The sequence below is a fragment of the Succinivibrio dextrinosolvens genome (assembly GCF_900116345.1).
Taxonomy (GTDB): domain Bacteria; phylum Pseudomonadota; class Gammaproteobacteria; order Enterobacterales; family Succinivibrionaceae; genus Succinivibrio; species Succinivibrio dextrinosolvens_B.
This window is the reverse complement of sequence record NZ_FPAH01000011.1, coordinates 58,706-77,809: the sequence shown is the minus strand read 5'-3', so window position 1 is coordinate 77,809 and position 19,104 is coordinate 58,706. Positions and strand designations below refer to the sequence as shown.

22 protein-coding genes are annotated in these 19,104 nt (G+C 40.4%); 17 read left to right on the top strand and 5 right to left on the bottom strand.

All coding sequences use genetic code 11. From position 1 onward, the window contains the following. From BM308_RS05435 to BM308_RS05375, 13 genes are all read left to right on the top strand, one after another. Positions 1–264: zinc ribbon domain-containing protein (locus BM308_RS05435; RefSeq protein WP_143098569.1), on the top strand; the 264-nt coding region annotated here is incomplete at its 5' end. Positions 265–604: 340 nt separating this feature from the next. After that, positions 605–2,494: a flagellar hook-length control protein FliK gene (locus BM308_RS05430; protein ID WP_074943504.1), complete on the top strand. Its 1,890-nt coding sequence runs from the start codon at positions 605–607 to the stop codon at positions 2,492–2,494. A 65-nt stretch (positions 2,495–2,559) separates the two neighbouring features. Beyond that, positions 2,560–3,108, top strand: a complete 549-nt coding sequence (locus BM308_RS05425; RefSeq protein ID WP_074943502.1) for a flagellar basal body-associated FliL family protein — start codon at positions 2,560–2,562, stop codon at positions 3,106–3,108. 12 nt (positions 3,109–3,120) lie between these two features. Beyond that, entirely contained in the window at positions 3,121–4,167 is a 1,047-nt protein-coding gene (fliM, locus tag BM308_RS05420) for a flagellar motor switch protein FliM (protein ID WP_074943500.1), read from the top strand. Positions 4,168–4,177: 10 nt separating this feature from the next. Next, complete coding sequence (gene fliN / locus BM308_RS05415; RefSeq protein WP_074943498.1) at positions 4,178–4,585, top strand: flagellar motor switch protein FliN; 408 nt, start codon at positions 4,178–4,180, stop codon at positions 4,583–4,585. 4 nt (positions 4,586–4,589) lie between these two features. Next, a complete protein-coding gene (locus BM308_RS05410; protein WP_074943496.1) occupies positions 4,590–5,003 on the top strand; it encodes a FliO/MopB family protein in 414 nt (137 codons plus the stop codon). Between the two features lie 67 nt (positions 5,004–5,070). After that, the gene (gene fliP / locus BM308_RS05405) at positions 5,071–5,832 is read left to right on the top strand and encodes a flagellar type III secretion system pore protein FliP (protein ID WP_074943512.1); all 762 of its coding nucleotides are present in this window, start codon (positions 5,071–5,073) and stop codon (positions 5,830–5,832) included. 1 nt (position 5,833) lies between these two features. Next, positions 5,834–6,103 carry a flagellar biosynthetic protein FliQ gene (locus BM308_RS05400; RefSeq protein WP_074943494.1) on the top strand — a complete coding sequence of 90 codons (270 nt, stop codon included), beginning with the start codon at positions 5,834–5,836 and terminating at the stop codon, positions 6,101–6,103. After that, the gene (gene fliR, locus BM308_RS05395) at positions 6,103–6,897 is read left to right on the top strand and encodes a flagellar biosynthetic protein FliR (protein WP_074943493.1); all 795 of its coding nucleotides are present in this window, start codon (positions 6,103–6,105) and stop codon (positions 6,895–6,897) included. Before BM308_RS05400 ends, fliR begins: the two co-directional genes overlap by 1 nt. Before the next feature lie 222 nt (positions 6,898–7,119). Then, positions 7,120–7,554: a type III secretion system chaperone gene (locus tag BM308_RS05390; protein WP_074943491.1), complete on the top strand. Its 435-nt coding sequence runs from the start codon at positions 7,120–7,122 to the stop codon at positions 7,552–7,554. Between the two features lie 95 nt (positions 7,555–7,649). Then, positions 7,650–8,447, top strand: a complete 798-nt coding sequence (locus tag BM308_RS05385; RefSeq protein ID WP_074943489.1) for a hypothetical protein — start codon at positions 7,650–7,652, stop codon at positions 8,445–8,447. A 346-nt stretch (positions 8,448–8,793) separates the two neighbouring features. Then, entirely contained in the window at positions 8,794–9,381 is a 588-nt protein-coding gene (gene ahpC, locus BM308_RS05380; RefSeq protein ID WP_441351110.1) for an alkyl hydroperoxide reductase subunit C, read from the top strand. A 20-nt stretch (positions 9,382–9,401) separates the two neighbouring features. Next, a complete protein-coding gene (locus BM308_RS05375) occupies positions 9,402–11,030 on the top strand; it encodes an FAD-dependent oxidoreductase (protein WP_074943485.1) in 1,629 nt (542 codons plus the stop codon). An 86-nt stretch (positions 11,031–11,116) separates the two neighbouring features. On the opposite strand, the gene ppnN is transcribed toward BM308_RS05375, so the two are convergent. The 4 genes from ppnN to BM308_RS05355 form a co-directional block, all read right to left on the bottom strand. Beyond that, positions 11,117–12,493: a nucleotide 5'-monophosphate nucleosidase PpnN gene (gene ppnN / locus BM308_RS05370; protein WP_074943483.1), complete on the bottom strand. Its 1,377-nt coding sequence runs from the start codon at positions 12,491–12,493 to the stop codon at positions 11,117–11,119. A 105-nt stretch (positions 12,494–12,598) separates the two neighbouring features. Next, a complete protein-coding gene (gene queF, locus BM308_RS05365; protein WP_074943481.1) occupies positions 12,599–13,426 on the bottom strand; it encodes an NADPH-dependent 7-cyano-7-deazaguanine reductase QueF in 828 nt (275 codons plus the stop codon). Beyond that, the gene (locus BM308_RS05360; RefSeq protein ID WP_074943479.1) at positions 13,427–14,155 is read right to left on the bottom strand and encodes a 16S rRNA (uracil(1498)-N(3))-methyltransferase; all 729 of its coding nucleotides are present in this window, start codon (positions 14,153–14,155) and stop codon (positions 13,427–13,429) included. It abuts the gene before it with no gap. 83 nt (positions 14,156–14,238) lie between these two features. Continuing rightward, positions 14,239–14,907, bottom strand: coding sequence for an endonuclease (locus tag BM308_RS05355; RefSeq protein WP_373604440.1), 669 nt, complete (start codon positions 14,905–14,907; stop codon positions 14,239–14,241). Positions 14,908–15,170: 263 nt separating this feature from the next. Here BM308_RS05355 and BM308_RS05350 point away from each other — a divergent pair, with 263 nt between their 5' ends. Next, a complete protein-coding gene (locus BM308_RS05350) occupies positions 15,171–16,013 on the top strand; it encodes a DUF5718 family protein (RefSeq protein WP_074943475.1) in 843 nt (280 codons plus the stop codon). Between the two features lie 103 nt (positions 16,014–16,116). Beyond that, entirely contained in the window at positions 16,117–16,932 is an 816-nt protein-coding gene (locus tag BM308_RS05345) for a PfkB family carbohydrate kinase (RefSeq protein WP_074943473.1), read from the top strand. 59 nt (positions 16,933–16,991) lie between these two features. On the opposite strand, the gene BM308_RS05340 is transcribed toward BM308_RS05345, so the two are convergent. Continuing rightward, complete coding sequence (locus BM308_RS05340; protein WP_074943471.1) at positions 16,992–17,474, bottom strand: hypothetical protein; 483 nt, start codon at positions 17,472–17,474, stop codon at positions 16,992–16,994. A gap of 328 nt (positions 17,475–17,802) precedes the next feature. Here BM308_RS05340 and BM308_RS05335 point away from each other — a divergent pair, with 328 nt between their 5' ends. Beyond that, positions 17,803–18,561: a DeoR/GlpR family DNA-binding transcription regulator gene (locus BM308_RS05335; protein WP_074943469.1), complete on the top strand. Its 759-nt coding sequence runs from the start codon at positions 17,803–17,805 to the stop codon at positions 18,559–18,561. 281 nt (positions 18,562–18,842) lie between these two features. Then, positions 18,843–19,085: a hypothetical protein gene (locus BM308_RS05330; RefSeq protein WP_074943467.1), complete on the top strand. Its 243-nt coding sequence runs from the start codon at positions 18,843–18,845 to the stop codon at positions 19,083–19,085. Positions 19,086–19,104 lie beyond the last annotated feature (19 nt).

The window sequence follows — 19,104 nt, the reverse complement described above, 5'->3', positions numbered from 1 at the left end:
CAGCTGGAGCAGTTTCTAAAATACAAAGCTCAAGAGACGGGCTCTGAAGTACTTAGGGTAAGTGCAAAAAACACATCTCAGAGATGTCCAGTATGTGGAAGAATCCACAAACAGAGCAGAGATCATAACAGACATCTGTATAGCTGCCCATGCGGTTATAAATCCAATGATGACAGAGTTGGAGCCATGAATATTCAGAATCTTGGAAAGAGATGGCTGTCAGGAGAAAAGAATCCTCGATACAAAAAGGATAATAACTGTTAAGAGTAAACTCTTTTTCAAAGCGGGCATTGTCAATTGTCCGATGATGCTGGCAGTGTAGGGAGATTGCCAATTGGTATCGCTTGTACCTATATTATGCTGACTAGCAAGTCCTCGGATTTATCCGAGGGTATTTGACAAAGTTTCTTCTGCGGTTATAAAACTAACTGGTCTTTTTTATATTCCTGCTTCTTTTTTCTGTTATGTTTTTTGCTTTTGTTAAATTGGCAGATAAATTGCATTTATGTTGTCGTGGTTTGTGAATTTTAAATAGATATTGTTCATAACCATTTGATTATAAAAGTAATATCCGGGAATTTTAAATGGGAAAAGGAGATGTGGAATGCAAGCAGTAAGCAGCTCATATCAACTTGAAGATGCAAAGGTTGCCATAAGTGGCAATCTGAAATATCAGTCTGCCCAGAATTCTGGATTGGATTTTTCTAAGATTCTTAAAGATATTTCTATCTCTCAGTCAGACAGAGTATCAAAAGAATCTTCTCCTCCTCGAGTTTTGAAGCGAGAGCTTCCAAACAGAGACTGTTCAAATGAAAGATCTGGTTTAGATTCATCTGGAAGGAAAGATAGCATTGATTCAAAAGCAGACAGACCTGAGATAAATTCTAAAAGAGAGGAAGTAAGATTAGAGTCAAAACCACAAAGAGAAGAGGTTATCTCAAGAAGAGAACAACCTGAGAATATCAAAGATAAGGAAACAGTTTCATCTGTTACTGAGTTGTCAGATAACTCAAAGAAGACTGTTGGTGTATCTGAATGCGAATCAGAATCCGTTCAGGTAAAAGATAATATCTTTTTATCAGCTGATACCTCTGTATCTCAGCAAACAGAGAGCGGAGCTTCAGATAGACTGTCACAGCTTGCTGTCAGAACAGAAAATCCTGAAATCATCTTGGTATCAGAGAAGGTTGCTTCAGATTCTTTAGAAGAACTTCCTGAGGTAAAGCTTCAAAACCTGAACATATTTACCAAGGTATCTGAGCTTGCACAGGAAAACGGTATTGATCTGACTGTTGTTGATCCAAAGATTTTAAATGAGCTTGTATACAAAATGTCAGCAAATCCTCTGACTGATTTTGATACCAAGGCTTTTGAGGATGCCGCTGTACAGTTCCTTAAGGGGGATGTTCAGGCATTAAAGACTTTCATGGTCAATGACAGCTCATCTGAAATTCAGCAGTTCTCTGCTGCAGAGGATGTAATGAGCATGTTAAGGGAACTTGACGGTACAGTTAAGGTCAATGATGAAAAACCTCTGTTTTCTATGACTGAGGACTTTGGTGCAAAGGATTTTGAGGTTATCGAGGACAGCATAAGAGCTTCACTGAATCTTGATGAAATTCTTGCCAAAGAGGATATAAAGACCAAGATAGAGTCTATTCTTGCTGATAAAAAGGAAAGTCTTCAGAACTCTCTGGAGAAGTCTGTGGAATTGCTTAAGAAGGTTGTAAATACATCTGTCTCAGAGGCCAGTGTCAATAATGAAGTGACCTCTTCAAGGGTAGATGCCTTTGCAGTAAATCCTCGTAATCTTACTGAGAATAGTCTGGGAATCAATTCACAGAACCTGATGTCAAAGTCGTTCTCAGAACAGGGCAGTTCATCAATGTTCTCTCAGTCCAATCCAAATCTGTACAGTTCGCTGAATACTTCAGGGAAGACTGTGGATGGCTTTACACTTTCAGGGGCAGATGCGCAGAAATTTGATTTACTGAATATGTCATCTGATCTAAAGGAGAATGCAAAAGCACTGGCAATGAAGGTGATGGAGATGTCCTCCCGCAATCTGAAGTCTCTGGAGCTGGCTCTAAATCCTGAAGGTTTAGGCAAGATGAGAATTGTCATTGATGCTGCATCTCCAGAAGAAATTACAAAGATTTCCATCAGTGCCTCTCACTCCGGAACACGTGCAATGCTGGAAAGCGGTATTGATGTACTGAAGAACCTGCTTGAATCCAACAGTATTTTGGCTAAGACAGAAGTTTCTGAATATGGTGAAGAAAGGGCATTTAATGGCTCTTCCTCTGAGGAGTTTTCTCAGAATTCCGGTCAGAATCAGAAGCAGCAAAAAGAAAATGAAGAAAATCAATCTGATAACGGCACAGTCTTTGCAGGAGGTAAAATCGATGCCGAGGCGTCAGAAAATCATCATATAGAGAATAATGAAAATTTAAATAACTCACAAAATAGCAATACAGTAAGCTATTTTGCATAGAAATATATGATAATTAAATGAATATTTTTATCTGTGTGCCATAATATAAAAAAAAGGAGAGAATTATGGCTAAAGAAAAAAATGATGTTGATGTAGCAGATTCAGATGATGCTCCTAAAAAGAAAGGTAAACTTTTCTTAATCATAGCTATTCTTCTGCTACTTATTATCGGTGCAGGCGGTTATTTCGGTGCTGCTTATTTCATGCATCTCCCTCCTTTTGAACCTCCTGGGCCTACCCCTGAGGAAATAGCCGCACAGAAGGCAGCTGAGGAGAAGGAAAAGATGTTGCTTCAGCGTGACATTTATGTTCCTTTCGATCAGACTTTCACATTCTCTATAAAGAGTGACAGAAGAATTCATACCGGACAGGTTCAGGTAGTGCTGGTGGTAATTGGCGAAGAGAATGAAGCTCTAGCCAAGAAGCATCTGACACTGATGAACAGTGTTATTTTCGAGAGACTTTCAGCCCAGTCATATGAAGCTTTACTGCTTCCATCCGGAAGACAGAGACTAAAGCGTGACCTTTTGGATGCTGTAAGAGCAAAGATGTCAGAGCTTAACAAGACTCCGGTCGTTGACCAGATCCTGTTTACCAGCTTTGTTCTGCAGTAAGGAGCTTATAACGTGACCGAGTTTTTATCTCAGGACGAAATCGATGCTCTGTTACACGGAGCGGATGATGTTGAAGAGGAAAAACCCCAGGAAACTACGGGCGTAAAGAGTTTTGACTTCGGCTCTCAGGAACGTATTGTTCGTGGCCGTATGCCAACTCTTGAGCTTGTGGACGAACGTTTTGCCCGTCACATGCGTATCAGTCTTTTCAACATGATGCGTCACAGTGCTGAAGTTACCTGGACAGGCGTGAACATGATGAAGTTTGGTGAATATACTCAGACTCTGTTCGTGCCTACCTCTCTTAACATGGTTCGTTTCCGTCCGCTAAAGGGTACAGCTCTGATCACGCTGGAAGCAAGACTGGTATTTATTCTGGTTGAAAACTTTTTCGGCGGTGAGGGTAGATTCAGAACCAAGATCGAAGGTCGTGAATTTACTCCTACAGAAAGAAGAATTACTCAGAAACTTCTGAAAATGGTATTTGCTGATTACAAGGATGCCTGGTCTCCTGTAATGGACGTTGAGTTTGAATACCTCGACTCAGAAGTTAACCCTTCAATGGCAAACATTGTTTCGCCATCTGAAGTTCTGGTTGTAAATCAGTTCCATGTCGATCTGGATGGCGGTGGCGGTGATCTGCATATCTGCTTCCCATATTCCATGATCGAACCTATCAGAGAGCTTCTTGATGCTGGTGTTCAGTCAGACAAGGGCGATACTGATGTAAGGTGGAATAAAGCTCTACGTGAAGAAGTTATGGATGTCAGCGTTGACATGCGCGTAAAGCTTCTTGATACCCTGGTTTCCTTACGCGATGTAATGGATTTTAAGGTTGGAGATGTTTTACACGTTGATATTCCAGATAATCTTCTAGTATATGTAGAGGATCTGCCAAGCTATCATGCTAAGCTTGGACAGTCAAAAGATAAGATGGCCATCAGAATCTCTGAGGTACTGGAAAGACCTAAGAGTGCTAAGAATGACTTCAGCTTTATTAAAGGTAATGGAGTTAATATTGCTGATGAAGATGAGATGGAAGATTTTGATGACGATTAGAAGGTGATGTATGTCAGAAGATCAGAAATTAGCCGACGAGTGGGCTGCCGCTCTTGGTGCCCAGGAAGGTGGCAGCGAAGATCCCGTTGCTCCTCCTGTCGAAGAATTTGAAGAAGAAGGCGGTGCTCCGAGCAAATCTCCTTTGACTGCAGAAGAGCGTAAGAAACTTGATTCTATTCTGGATATTCCTGTAACCATTACAATGGAAGTTGGTCACGCAAAGATATCCATTAGAAATCTGCTGCAGTTGAATCAGGGTTCTGTTATTGAGCTTGAGCGTATGGCAGGTGAACCTTTGGATGTGCTGGTTAACGGTACACTGATTGCCCATGGTGAGGTTGTTGTAGTTAACGATAAATTTGGTATCCGTTTAACTGATGTAATCAGTCAGGTTGAGCGTATCAAGAAATTACAGTAGTCATATGATTAGATGTTTAATATGCGCTTTTAGTATTTTTGCAGCAGCATCGGCTGCTGCAGAGGATAAGGCTGGTGGTCCAGTACTGGACACAGCCTCTATTTTTTCGTGGGTAATCTCAACCTTTGCAATCCTGTCTTTAATTGTCGCCATGGCATATCTTCTGAAAAAGACCCGTTTTGTAAAGGTCAACAAGGGCACTCTGGGAATAGAGAATCAGCTTTATGTTGGACCTAAGCAGAGAGTTGTTATTGTAAAGGCCGGCAGTAAAAAGGTTCTGCTTGGAGTTACCCAGACTCAGATTACCTATCTTACTGATGTTGATGATGTAAAACTGGAATTTGAAAGAATTATGTCTGGAGCTGATGCTCAGACTGAAAAGAGCTTGAAAGAGAATGATTCTACAAAAGACAACTGATCATAAACTTATGGGAAATACCAGGGCACTTTTAAGTACTCTCTCTTCCCTTAAGAAAACCTTTGCCATAAGTCTTTTTATAGCACTTGCGAGTGCAGGAATCCTCTATTTTGTCCCTACAGCCTCAGCAGCAGGCAATCTTGATATCAATGCCTTTACTGTAAAAATCAATCCGGATGGAACTTCTGATTATGCCCTGAATCTTCAGGTCGTAATCCTGATGGGGCTTCTTTCCTTTATTCCTTCAATTCTGGTTATGATGACATCTTTTACAAGAATTGTTATTGTAATCGGTATTCTGCGTCAGGCCATAGGTCTGCAGGCAGCTCCTTCCAATCAGGTTGTTGTCGGTATTGCTCTGTTCATGACAGTGTTTGTTATGACCCCTGTTTTTGATGATATGTATACCACCGCTATTGAACCTTATATGGAGGAGAAGATTGAGGCTAGAGAAGCTTTTTCTCTTGCTCAGAAGCCTCTGCACAAGTTTATGCTCAATCAGACCCGTATGTCTGATTTGAACGCTTTTTCAGAGTATGCCAATGTAAAAATTGACAAGCTTGATGATGTTCCAATGCGAGTGGTTATCCCTGCTTTTATCATCAGTGAGCTTAAGACTGCATTCCAGATTGGCTTTATGCTCTTCCTGCCATTTCTGATTATCGATCTGGTGGTTGCATCCATTCTGATGGCAATGGGTATGATGATGCTGTCGCCTATGATTGTGTCTCTGCCATTTAAGCTGATGCTTTTCGTACTTGTTGACGGCTGGTCTCTCATTATGGGAACTCTGATGACAAGCTTTGGTATAGGCGTCGGAGGTACATAGTATGGAAGCCGAGGTCTTTATAGATATTGTAAGAGAAGCTTTGGGCCTTGTGGCTATTCTGGTTAGTGCCAGTATTCTTCCTTCTCTGTGTATCGGTTTAGTGGTTTCTGTTTTTCAGGCTGCAACCTCTATTAACGAGCAGACTCTATCTTTCCTGCCTCGTCTGGTGGTTACCGTGGGAGCTCTGATTTTTGGTGCTCACTGGGGCCTTGAGAAACTAATGTCCTTTTTCAGACTAATTATTGAGCTTATTCCTCAATCTATCGGGTGATGAATTTTTTAGAGCCAATTTCACTTACTGCCATAGCTCAGATTGTCTGGCCTTTATGCCGAATCGCCGCTTTTTTCGGCAGTATGTTTGCGATATCGTCACGTAGTGTTCCTATGCTGACCAAGGTTCTTTCTGCCTTAGCCATCACTCTGTGTATGCTGCCTAATATTCCTGATCTTGCTCCGAATACTGAACCTTTCAGTGTTAAAGGCATCCTTATCACCATAAAAGAGGTTTTAATTGGACTGGCTTTAGGAATGGTGACACTGTTTGTGTCTCAGGCCTTTATCATTGCAGGACAGGCGGTCGCTATGCAGACTGGTCTTGGCTTTGCGTCTCTGGTTGATCCTGTGTCAGGAACTAATACTCCTGTTGTAGGTCAGTTCTTTACTGTTTTATGTACTCTTGTTTTCTTTTCAATAAACGGACATCTGCTGTTTTTTAATCTGCTGATGGAAAGCTTTACGACTCTGCCGATGGGATCATTTGTTCCTACTCAGAGCTTAAATGATCTGATGTATTTTTCCGGATCCATGTTTAAGGCCGGTCTTGCTATGTCCATGAGTGCTATCTGTACCATGCTGGTGGTTAATTTCACTCTGGGGGTTATGACAAAAGCAGCGCCTCAGCTCAATATTTTCTCTCTGGGATTTGCTATTTCCATGATTGTTGGTATTTCTGTACTTACCTTCTCACTAGGTGCATTCATGAGCAATTTCCACAATAACTTCAATGATCTGTTCTCTACAGCCTGCACTCTGGTTGGAAGAGAATGTTCAGATGTGCTCCACTGATATAGAATATTTTTTAATTCCTTTCTTTATTTATCTCTGCGCTTATATTTCGTTTTTTTACCAAATTTATGAATTTTTGAACTACATCAAATAAGAAAAATTAAAATTCTTTATAATATTAATATCTATAAAATCTGTAGAAGAATTTTTAGTAACACAGTTTAATGTTCTAACTGAATGAAATAAGAAAGAAAAAGTTAATAAATACATACAGGAGTTAATATGAACGGTGCTGAACTTATCAGACAGCTAGGTCAGAAAATCGGTATTGATGATCTTTCCTTTTCCAATGATAACAACTGTGGTGTGCTGTTTGATGAAGATGATGTTCTTTTTGAGCTGACAAATGGAAATCTGTTTATAGCTGCTGAAATCGGTCATGTTGAGAATTCAGAGCGCGCAAAATTTTTTGAGATTTTCATGAGCTCTAATCATTTAGGCCAGGGCGCTGCTTTGGGCAGCATCGGTTTTGATGCTGAAAGAGATATGTTTACTCTTACTAGGGTGCTTCCTGAAAACATGGACTATAACAAGTTTGAAGAGGCTTTGGTTATTTTTATCCGAGCCTTACGTCAGCTGAAATCAAAGCTGCAGGATGGGGTTGATACTTCTGATGAAAATCAGAATTCATTTTCAATTTTAAAAGGTTTTTCATAACAGCTTTAGTCATTAGCTGAAGATTTTCACAGAGTAAGTTTTACACTTACAGATTGATTTTAATTATAAATTTTCTGCTTTTTGAGGTAATTAATATGACAGATCGTGTTGGTGGAGCTAGCGTTTCAAACGTAAATACTACATATAATCAGGAAGTACAGAACAAAGCTAAGGTTGATAACTCTGCACTTCCTCCTGAACTGCAGAATGCAAAAAAGAGTGGATCCAAGCTTGGATTGGCTCTCAAGATTTCTGCAACTATTCTTACCGGCGGTCTGTTTGGTATAGGCTGGGGTATTTATTCACTTGTAAAAAGCTGCAAAAAGAGTGGAGCTCAGGCCGCAAATCAGCCTGTTCAGCAGCATCAGGCTGATAACTCCAGAGTACAGGAGAATAATGTAAATCAGGTACATGAACAGCCAAAGGTTGAAGCCAACCCTGTTAAAGAGTCTTTTGAAAGTGTTAAAGACTATGATCAGCAGGTTATGACATCTCGCGTTCAGGATGTTGTTGATATGAATTACCTTAACAGATTTAAGAGCAATAATCTGAAAGATGCTGTAAAGACAATAGTTGATGATGCATTTAAACGTAATCCTGATGCTGTTAAAAATCTTATCAGACAGACTTTTTCTGTCTTACTGAATATTGATGAGCAGATTGCGAATATGAATGAGCAGCAGCTTAAGAATGCACTTGCATGCTGTGTCTTTGGTAATAGAGATAGAGAGCACAATGTATTCTCATGCAACCTGAATTCTGAACAGGAATTCATTGCTTCAATCAAAACTCTGTTTGATTATCATGTTCCTGCTGCTCCTGAGGCTCCTGCAGAGCCTGAAGTTCAGCAAGTTCCTCAAGACGAGAATAACGTAGAAGCTAATCAGCATTAGTTTAAGCTGATGAAAAAATCTTCCACTAATCCTTTCTAATTTTATCTTTAGTATGGGCTCCATTAGGAGCTCATATTTTTTCTGATGTATTTTGTCATTGTTATAATACTAATCTATTGAAAAATAACGTTAATATAATTCTTATTAAGAATGATTATCAGTAATGTTTTATTTAATCAAATTAAATGTTATCATTCATTACATGAAATGAACGAGAAGTTTGATTCAGCTTTGAAACCTTCTCATTTTTTTAGAAAAATAAGTTGTCTAATGCTAATATAAGTTAGCATTAGATAATTTAAAAGATTTTTAATTTTAGTAAGTTATATATTAACTAGGAGATAATATTATGTCACTAATCAACAAAGAACTGGCAGACTTTAAAGTTAACGTATACCAGAACAAAGATGGCATCAAAGGTAAGGGTGAATTCAGGGAAATAACCAAGTCTGATTTATTAGGCAAGTGGTCTGTACTGTTCTTCTATCCTGCAGACTTCACTTTTGTATGTCCAACCGAACTTGAAGATCTGGAAACAGAGTATGCAAACTTTAAGAAGATTGGCTGTGAAATCTACTCTGTATCCTGTGACACTCACTTTGTTCATAAGGCATGGCATGAGAGCTCAGAGAAGGTTGGCAAGATTTCCTATCCTATGATTGGTGATCCAACCGGAGCTCTGGCACGTGATGTGGATGCTTATATTGAAGATGCCGGTATGGCTGAACGTGGTACCTATATCATCAATCCTGAAGGTAAGATTGCCGCTTATGAGGTAAGTGCAGGTAATGTCGGTCGTAATGCAGAAGAACTGCTGCGTAAGGTTCAGGCTTTACAGTTTGTAGCAGAGCATGGTGATGAAGTATGTCCAGCTAAGTGGCAGCCTGGTAAGGAAACCTTAAAGCCTTCATTTGATCTGGTTGGTTTAATCTAAAACAAAAAGGATGGTGTCTCATGGAAAAAATGTATGATGCCATTATTATCGGCGGTGGCCCAGCGGGGCTAACCGCCGCTATATACCTGGCAAGAGCAAGATATAAAGTTCTGGTTGTTGAAAAAGAGAAAATCGGCGGACAGATTACAATCACCTCAGAGGTTGTGAACTATCCTGGAATTATCAGTACCAGCGGAACAGAACTTACTGCAACCATGTATCAGCAGGCTCAGAATTTTGGAGCAGAATTTCTAAGTGCTGATGTAACTGATCTTAACTTAAACAATAAAATCAAAGAAATCATCACCTCAAAAGGAATTTTAAAAACTCTATCTGTAATTATTGCTACTGGTGCCAATCCAAGAAGAGTCGGTTTTGACGGAGAAGATAAATTTCAGGGAAGAGGTGTTGCCTACTGTGCCACCTGTGATGGTGAATTCTTTACCGGAAAAGATCTTCTGGTTATCGGTGGAGGTTTTGCTGCTGTAGAAGAGAGTATCTTTCTTACCAAATATGCTCGTTCCATTACTATCTGTGTCCGTTCTGCCGAGTTCAAATGTGCCAGAAGCGTAAGTGATGAACTCAAAAAATACCCATCCATAAAAGTCCTGTTTAACACCGAGGTCGTGAAGGTGGATGGAGAGAACTCTGTAGAATCTGCAAAACTAATCAATAATCTTACCCATGAGGAATCTGATTTCAGATCGGAAGACGGTCAGAATTTTGGAGTGTTCGTTTTTGCCGGTTATGTTCCAAATACTGCTATGTTTAAAGACAGGATCTGTCTGGATGAAAACGGCTATGTCATTACTGATGAAAACCGTATGACCTCTGTTGAAGGTGTTTATGCTGCAGGTGATCTGTGTGTGAAGAATCTGCGTCAGGTAGTAACTGCTGTATCAGACGGCGCCATAAGTGCAACCGCAGCTGAAAAGCATATCTCAAGGGTGCATGATGAACTGAATCTGCCTGAATTCAAACAGGAGAAGGCATCTGTTAAGACTCAGAGTACATTATCTGTGAAAGACTCTGTTGCAGAGTCTGAGTCTGATTCCTTCCTGTCTGCAGAGATTAAGTCTCAGGTTGGAGCTGTAATCGCTAAATTTGAAAATGATGTGATTTTAAGAGTTCACGACGATAATTCAGAACTAGCCTCAAAGCTTAAAGGTTTTTGTGAGGAATTTGCTTCTTTATCCGAGAGAATTCACTATGAAGTTGTAAATACAGATTCAGATCCGGGGATTCATATCCTCAATCAGGAAGGCTCTGCCGACAGAATTGTTTTCCACGGTGTTCCTGGAGGACATGAGTTTAATTCCTTTATCGTGGCTTTATATAATACTGCAGGCCCTGGGCAGACCATAGATGAAGCTCTCTTAGCCTCAATAAAGTCAATTGATAAAAATGTGGATATTAAGATAGTGGTTTCTTTAAGCTGCACTATGTGTCCTGAAGCTGTGATGGGATCCCAGAGAATTGCATCTTTAAATGACAGAGTCAAAGCTCAGATGTACGATATTCAGTACTATCCTGATTTAAAGGATAAATACAATATCATGAGTGTGCCTTGTATTATTCTCAATGACTCAAAGGTTGTTTTCGGCAAGAAGAATGCGGGCGATTTTGTTGAGCTGATTAAAGAGCTTTAATCAAATCTGTTAATTGCTTTGGTAGAAACAAACAGAGAACTCATGCCACAATGCAGGCAGGAGAGTTCTCTGTAATCTTTAAACGATTAGTCTTTGCACAGTTCGTAGCAAGGCTTGTATTCTTTCTTAGACAGAAGTACACGTCCCTGCTTGATATAGCTGCGCAGAAGCTTATCCATTGATCTGATGATATCCTTGTCTCCGTGGAGCTTGAATGGTCCTTTCTGGGCAACAAGCTTGATACCGTATTCCTTAACGTTACCTGCCACAATACCGGAGAATGCGGATCTCAGATTGCAGGCAAGCTTCCAAGGCTCCTGATCTCGGTTTAGATTCAGACTTGCCATGAACTCATGAGAAACCGGCTTGGATACCTGCAGTTCGTAAGGGATCTTTAAGGTCCAGTTGAAACAGTAGGAATCGTGAGTAATGGTTCTGTGATCAAGTACAGACTCATTGTTCTGCTTTACCTTGGTGGCTACTGCTACAGGATCATCAATAATCAGATCGTAATATCTGGTTACATCCGGGCCAAAGCACAGAACCAGGAATTCGGTTAATGCATTGAAGTACTCTTCTGAATCCTTGTTTCCGGTGAGGATCAGAGGCAGGAAGTTATGCTTATTCTCACCGCTCATCTTGATGGCAAGAATATATAGCAGCTCCTCTGCAGTACCTGGTCCGCCAGGGAAGATAATCAGGGTGTGCCCCAATCTTACGAAGGATTCAAGACGTTTTTCAATATCAGGTAGAATAACCAGATCTGTAACCATGGCATTAGGTGGTTCTGCTGCAATGATGGATGGTTCGGTAAGTCCTATCATGCGGCATTTATCCTGATCACACTGCTCGGAGAAACCCTGGAATGAGCCCTTCATTGGAGCTTCCATTACACCAGGTCCGCAGCCTGTGCAGATATCGATTTTTCTTAAACCAAGCTCTAAGCCAACATTGTAGGCATACTCATATTCTGCTTTGGAAATGGAGTGTCCGCCCCAGCATACGGCGATATTTGGTTTTACTCCAGCCTTGAGTACACCTGCATTACGCAGAATAATAAAGATCAGGTTGGTGATATAAGCACTTTCTGATTCATACTGTTTGCGCAGGAAATTCTCACCATCCTTTCCTAAAGACTGTAACTGAACGATATCTCTCAGAACGGAATAAAGATGGTTTCTAAGCTTTTTGATTACCACACCTTCAACTACAGCACTCTTTGGTGGATTGATAAGTTCAAGCTTCAAACCACGCTCGTTTCTGATAATGCTGATTTCAAAATCACTGAAATTATCCAGTAATTCCTTTGAATTGTCTGTAATGTTACCGCTGTTGAGCACAGCAAGTGAGCAGTTGCGGTAGAGCTCGTAAAGCTCACCCTTACTGGATAGAGACAAAGCATCGGCTTCGCTTTGGGTTAACAAAGCCATGGAACCTGATGGCCATACATCAACAATACTCATATGGTCTCCTTATTAATAGTTATTACCATTTGATTATAGCCTGCAGGTGCAGGCTAGATTTTGACGAGTATTGCTTTTTGAAAAAAATCCCGAAATTATAAGTGGTTATTGTCTAATAAACCTTACAGAAGGGAATTTCTGATCTTTAAGAGAGGTTCTGACAGGATTGATATCAATACCGCCTCTTCTGGTGAAGAAGGCTGAAACTGTTAACTCTGAAGGCTCTAGGGCATGCATGATATCAGAGAAGATAAGTTCAACACACTGCTCGTGAAAGCCCTGATGATTTCTGAGAGATACCAGATAATCAAGCAGAGATTCTTCATCAGGAGCAAGGCCCTTGTAGTCAATCATCACTGTTGCATGGTCTGGCTGGGCGGTAACAGGGCAGAGTGATCTGAACAGATTGGTGTAATAGGTTTTAGATACGGTCTTTTTACCATCTGCTGTTTTCAGAACCTTTGGAGAATACTCGTAGTTCTTGAAAATCATGTCATTGGAAAAATTCTGCTCCTCAAGACAGATTCCTTTAGGAGTCTCAAAGCCAAATTCCTTGTTTTTGACCTCAAAGAGTTTTACCTCAACCTCGCACTCAAGCAGTCTGGACAGGTCCCTTGCAAATACGGTCTCAACATCTTTCAATGACTCAAATTTTGTCATGGTGAAAGAGAGCTCATATAGCTTCAGGGACTTTGACTCCACAATATATCTGCTTGAAGCTGGCACCTTCATAATACCCATGCATACTTTTGGCAGACCGTTTAAATTAAGATAGGTCATCTCATAAAGACGCCAGATATCCATGCCGTAGAAATTCTTAAGATGCTTTATGGCAGAACGGCCTAAGGCTCTTTCAATTCTGTGCAGTCTTGATGGCGCATACTCGTTATCGTAGGTAGTATTCTTTCCAAGAACCAGTGGTGAATTCTCCATTTACAGATCTCCGTATTTGCTGCCGAGAATACATAATGCTGCCAGGGCTGCAGTCTCGGTTCTTAAAATTCTAGGGCCCAGGGTTACTCCAACAAAGCTGTTATCCTTTGCCTTTGTAATTTCCTCGGCATCAAGTCCACCTTCAGGACCAATTAAAAGCCTCAGCTGTTTACCGACTTCGAGTTCGGTAAGTTTCTTGTCAGCTCTAGGATCAAGGGTTAAAGATAGAGCCTGTGGATTTTTTGCATACCAGTCATCAATATTGGTGATTTCATTGACACGAGGTACAACGTTTCTCCCTGACTGCTCACAGGCGGAAATTGCAATCTTCTGCCACTGCTCTACCTTTTTAGACTGTCTTTTTTCATCCAGCTTAACCCCGCATCTTGCTGAATATAGAGGGGTTATCTCGCTGATTCCTAACTCACAGGCCTTCTGAATGGTGAATTCCATCTTATCGCCACGGCTTATAACCTGTCCTAGCTCAATATATAGAGGAGATTCCACATTTCTTATAATCTCCTTTACACACTTATAGGTTGCCTTTGATTTTGATGCAGATAAGATTACTGCCTCGTATTCGTGTCCATTGCCGTCAAAAACAACAAAGGGATCATTCTCTTTGAATCTTAAAACTCTGACGAGATGTCCAAAGCCATCCTCATCAAGCTCTAGCTCAACATTAAGTGCAAGGGCTGCGTTATACTGGCAAATTCTTACGGTTCTCATATATATACTCGGCTATTTTTAGTCTGAGACGAGATGTAATTCGTCATTAAACTGTCTGGCTTGAAGTCAGTCTTTCCTGATTATCAGTAATGACATGCTCTGCTTACAAAAGGATTGTCATGTCCCTGAATTTTTTTGATCTGACTGTTTCTTAAACACTCGTTTTTATCAGGAGCGTACATTTTATTCCATTTTTGGAAAAGTTGCTGTTTTTCTTTGCTCAAGGCTATATTATATCGTGAACTCATATAAAGATAGGCTCTGGCAATTATACCGCGGGCCCTTTCTGGAGGCATTGCTTCTTCATGAGTTCTGTCAATTACCATCTCACAGTGACCATAGCCTTTTACTTTGTGTCTTGAATAGTTCTTAACAGACTTATGGGATGTATAGTCTTTATGATAGTTATCATCTGAAAGTCTATCAGTAAAACTGTAGTTGTTGCGATCGCTGTTGACTTCTCCTATGGCAGGGTATAGATTGTGCAAATCAGCATGCATCTCCTGAAACTCTGTATCTTTATGCTCACAGTTAGCTCTGTGTCCCTTAATCCAGCAGTTTCTCTTATGTCCGAATTCCCATGCCGGCATAATGTGTTCAGCCTCAATTCTTTTGGCATTCTTGGCGTGCTTATCGGAGTGATAGCCGCAGCTTTCTAGATCAGGCATATATCCTCCGCGTTTAGGAAACTTTATGCTGCAGCCACAGTATAAGGTTTTAGGATCATGCATTTTTCTGAAGATCTCAACCATATTTAGTTTAGCTTCACGAAAGGATTTATGCTGGTCAGCCTGTGCTGGGGTGATACCTAAAAGAAATGTTAAAAGGGGAATAAACAGTAATTTTTTCATGTAATTATGTAACTGGGTTATATCGTCAGGTGCCGGGATTGCCTTTGAACCTTAATATTACGCTTTGTTTTGTCTGCATATATTTTAAGTGTGCAATGGACCAACATCAATGTAATTAGGGCAAAAAATTGCTAAAATACATCTAGTGAATTAAGGAGTTTTATATGGCTATTAACTTAAAAATGATGGCTACCTTCGGTGTAGCGGGTAATTTTACCGGACATTTAGAACAGGCTGGTGAGGCTGTTGATTTTACTAATGTTAAAACAGCAGAGGCTAAGGCTCCAAAGGCTGTTTTCCCAACATTTATTCCTCATGCATCAAAAGTTACCCCTGAGTTTTTAGGCGTATTTCCTTTTGATTCCAACAAGATTATCTTCCCTCAGGGCGAGCAGAAGCTTCAGATTGAACCTGAGTGTGCAATTATCTGTAATGTTGAGTGGTCTGAAGGCAAGGTGGTTTCACTGACACCTGTATTCTTCGGTGCTTCAAACGACTGCTCAATCCGCAAGGAAGGCGCTAAAAAGATTTCTCAGAAGAAAAACTGGGGAGCATCCTCAAAAGGCTTTTCAGATAATGCCATTGCCATTGACCGTTTTGATGACAAAGGTATTCTGAATAGATACAGAATTGCCTCATTTTTAGTTCGTGACGGAGTAGTTCATCCTTACGGTGAGGACAGTGCTGTCCGTGATTACAGCTATATCTACGGTAAGCTGATTGAGTGGCTTATCGACAAGCTGAACAATCAGCAGAACGAAGGTCCTGCAGAGATGATTAACAGCTATCTTGCAGAGGCTGGATTCCCTGCACAGATTCTGGTTTCAGTAGGAGCTACCCGCTATACCGACTATGGCGAGCATAACTTCCTTCAGAATCAGGATAAGTCTGTAGTGGTTGTATATCCTGAGGATAAGTATTCACAGGAAGACATTGTAAAGGCTGTTGAGAACGGTACTTTAGATGATCCTGATGTCAGCGTACTGAGTCAGACTGTAGTAGTTTAAAAATATGATATGCATCACATTGGACCGTTGTTAGTCTGATGGGATGCTTTGTAGTAGAATAAGTCCTCAAATACATTTGAGGATTTTTTTTTAGAGCGTTTCTATGCCGAAAAGAGTTTTACTGATTACTGATATGGCAGGTCAGACCAAGGTTGCCATGACTGCCATGATCCCTATTCTTTCTCATATGGGCTACAGCCTTTTTAATCTGCCAACGGCACTGGTTTCAAACAACTTTGCCTATGGAGATTATGCTCTTTTAGATACAACAGAGTATATGCGAAAGTCTATCTCTGTTTGGCAGAAGCTTGATTTCAGATTTGATGCCGTAGGTACCGGTATTGTTATCTCTCACGAGCAGCTTGAGATTGTCAACGAATACTGCAAGTTCCTCAAAACCAAGGGTATAACTATTTTCTCTGATCCTGTGATGGCAGATAACGGAGAGCTTTATAACGGTATTTCAGAGAGCATCGTCAGCTATATGCGTGAGCTTATCGGTGTAGCTGACTATATTGTTCCTAACTATACTGAAGCCTGTTTTCTGGCTGGTATTCCTTATCAGAGCGGTTCAATTTCTTCATCTCAGATGCGTGAACTGATTGATGCCTTAAGAAAGTACACTTCTGGCACAATTGTGGTGACCAGTGCTTTTGTGGATAACAAAAAGCAGGTCTGCTGCTATGAGCCTAAGAGCGGTGAATACTTCAATCTGCCTTATGAGGAGATCCCTGTTTCCTTCTCTGGAACAGGCGATATCTTCTGTTCTGTCTTTATGGGGCATATTCTTAAGGGGGAGCCTGTAAAGCAGAGTATTGAGGTTGCCATGACTGCTGTAGGCAGAATGGTTGAACGCTTCAAGACTAAGGAGGACAAGCTAGAAGGTCTTCCTGTAGAGAGCTGTCTTGATCTGCTTTAAAAAAAACTGCCTCAGAGACTGAGGCAGAATAATCTATAGCTTCATAAATTAAGTCTTTTCTATCCTTTTCGTCTTAAATCCTTGTACTGATTGGATGCCTTTGGAGCATCGTGCTTCTCGTGGATCTCTTTTTTAGGTTCTGTTTTTCCATTGTGAGCCACATCGTTCTTATGAAGCTCTTTTTTCATATCTGGATTTCCTGGTTTACCATCCTTGGCATGAAAGTCTGGACCGTGTCCATCTGGATGTGCCGGAGCCTTTCCTTCAAAATGAGGAGGCTCTTTTCCATCTGGGTGATGTGGGCCTTTGCCGTCATGAGGTGGCTCATGTGCAAAGTCTGGATGATGTCTGTCTAAATCATCAGGCTTTGGGGCATGATGTGGAGGAACTGAGGTTGTAGAACCTGTTGTGGAATTCTTGCTTACGCTGATAGATGTATCACCAGTACTGTAGGTTACATCTAAAGAGCTGTCATCTGCAGCATTTGCCAGATTCACAGCGGATGCTAATGCAGCTAATACTAATACTGCCTTGAATTTCATTCTTATATTCTCCTATACAAGTTGTATGTTTGTTTGAAGAATAGAATCTAACTCTTAGAAAAAACTTAGATTTTTTACTGTTTAATGAGTTATACAGAGAGTGGACTTGGAGAGTTATATATAATCAATTATCTGATATAAAAGATAAATTTACTTGACTGCAAAAATATACATACATTTTGACCAATCTTTCACGTTCAAGATCCGTTAATTTGTCTGCATCTTTTAATAATTTTCGTCTTTCTTTTTCCCAGAATACGTACCGGTTCACTCCTTAAAAACCAACCGTTTTATATAATCGTTTTAAAGCTGCATAAGGATACGAGTCATGAGTAATGATAGAGTTGAAACAATCTTAAATCACTTAAAGCTACATAACCTGGTTACGGTTGAGGAGCTGGTTGAAGTAACAGGAGCTTCTCCTTCGACAATCAGACGAGAGCTTTCCAAGCTCACACGAAAGGGCACAATCAGCAGAGTTCACGGCGGCGCAACCCTGAATCGCTATATTCCGATTCAGACTCCTGTTACTGAAAAAGCTGTTACCCGTCATCAGGATAAAGCTCTGATAGGAAAGAAGGCCGCTTCTCTAATCAAGGAGGGGGACTGCTTAATTCTTGATGCCGGAACTACCACGATGGAGATTGCCAGAAACATTCCAAATATTCCCTTAACTGTATTTACTCCTGATCTTAATATCGCGCTTGTGCTATCCGAACTGTCGCAGGTAGATGTGATTGTAACCGGGGGGCGCATCGACAAAACTACCAAATCCTGTGCGGGCGATGATACCAAACAGTATTTTGAGAAGATTAATCCTAATCTGGTGTTCTTAGCCTGCAATGCCTGGATTGATGAGAGTCCAGGTGTTTCAACTCCAAGTTACTCCAAGGTGATAATCAAGAAGGCTCTTTTAAAGAGACATGCCAAGAAGGTTCTGGTGGTTGATTCAAGCAAGTACGGAGCAACAAGTCTTTATAAGATTTGCGATATAGATGATTTGGATATGGTTGTTACTGATAAAGGTCTTCCTGAGGATATCTGTGAATCTCTAAAGAAGCGTGGTGTCATCATGATCAGAGCATAAAGAATTCTTTCTTCTCAAATAATATGATCTTTCTTTTGTATCGCTCTAATTTTATCCAAATTCTTCCGTTCTAAACTTTAATGGTGGTTGGAGGACTCACTAAAAAAAATAGTGATCCATGTAACCAGTTGAAATCAAAGTAATAACTTCTGATAAAAAAAATGGATAGCTGACTTCGTGTAGGCAATCTTCATTTTTTTGACGGGATCACAAGTTTTATTTGTGCTGTTCATAGAAAATATCAGCATAACAAACATAAAAACAACATTAAGGAGCACTTTATGAGCGAACTATCTACAGCAGAACTATCATCAGCAGATCTGACTTCTGCAGAGCTAATCGAGAAAAACAGAAGAATTGAAGAAATGGCTTCAATCAAGGCTTTTTTCGATATTAATATGAAAGGTCATCCTGATCCTCGTCTGGTAAAACCATATGAAGACTACATCAATCTCAAGATTGACTTTGATGAGTATTTAAAGGAAAGCCGTGACGCCCGTACAGAGGTTTTCTTCAAAGGCTAATTATAGAGAATTGCTCAGG

Bases quoted from the DNA above. Each gene is read 5' to 3' on its own strand.
- BM308_RS05410 (WP_074943496.1), top strand. From the start codon at position 4,590: ATGATTAGATGTTTAATATGCGCTTTTAGTATTTTTGCAGCAGCATCG.
- BM308_RS05360 (WP_074943479.1), bottom strand. From the start codon at position 14,155: ATGAGAACCGTAAGAATTTGCCAGTATAACGCAGCCCTTGCACTTAAT.
- BM308_RS05375 (WP_074943485.1), top strand. From the start codon at position 9,402: ATGGAAAAAATGTATGATGCCATTATTATCGGCGGTGGCCCAGCGGGG.
- BM308_RS05335 (WP_074943469.1), top strand. From the start codon at position 17,803: ATGAGTAATGATAGAGTTGAAACAATCTTAAATCACTTAAAGCTACAT.
- BM308_RS05330 (WP_074943467.1), top strand. From the start codon at position 18,843: ATGAGCGAACTATCTACAGCAGAACTATCATCAGCAGATCTGACTTCT.
- fliN (WP_074943498.1), top strand. From the start codon at position 4,178: ATGTCAGAAGATCAGAAATTAGCCGACGAGTGGGCTGCCGCTCTTGGT.
- BM308_RS05425 (WP_074943502.1), top strand. From the start codon at position 2,560: ATGGCTAAAGAAAAAAATGATGTTGATGTAGCAGATTCAGATGATGCT.
- BM308_RS05355 (WP_373604440.1), bottom strand. From the start codon at position 14,907: ATGGTTGAGATCTTCAGAAAAATGCATGATCCTAAAACCTTATACTGT.
- BM308_RS05385 (WP_074943489.1), top strand. From the start codon at position 7,650: ATGACAGATCGTGTTGGTGGAGCTAGCGTTTCAAACGTAAATACTACA.
- BM308_RS05345 (WP_074943473.1), top strand. From the start codon at position 16,117: ATGCCGAAAAGAGTTTTACTGATTACTGATATGGCAGGTCAGACCAAG.
- ppnN (WP_074943483.1), bottom strand. From the start codon at position 12,493: ATGAGTATTGTTGATGTATGGCCATCAGGTTCCATGGCTTTGTTAACC.
- BM308_RS05350 (WP_074943475.1), top strand. From the start codon at position 15,171: ATGGCTATTAACTTAAAAATGATGGCTACCTTCGGTGTAGCGGGTAAT.
- BM308_RS05430 (WP_074943504.1), top strand. From the start codon at position 605: ATGCAAGCAGTAAGCAGCTCATATCAACTTGAAGATGCAAAGGTTGCC.
- BM308_RS05400 (WP_074943494.1), top strand. From the start codon at position 5,834: ATGGAAGCCGAGGTCTTTATAGATATTGTAAGAGAAGCTTTGGGCCTT.
- BM308_RS05390 (WP_074943491.1), top strand. From the start codon at position 7,120: ATGAACGGTGCTGAACTTATCAGACAGCTAGGTCAGAAAATCGGTATT.
- BM308_RS05340 (WP_074943471.1), bottom strand. From the start codon at position 17,474: ATGAAATTCAAGGCAGTATTAGTATTAGCTGCATTAGCATCCGCTGTG.
- queF (WP_074943481.1), bottom strand. From the start codon at position 13,426: ATGGAGAATTCACCACTGGTTCTTGGAAAGAATACTACCTACGATAAC.
- fliR (WP_074943493.1), top strand. From the start codon at position 6,103: ATGAATTTTTTAGAGCCAATTTCACTTACTGCCATAGCTCAGATTGTC.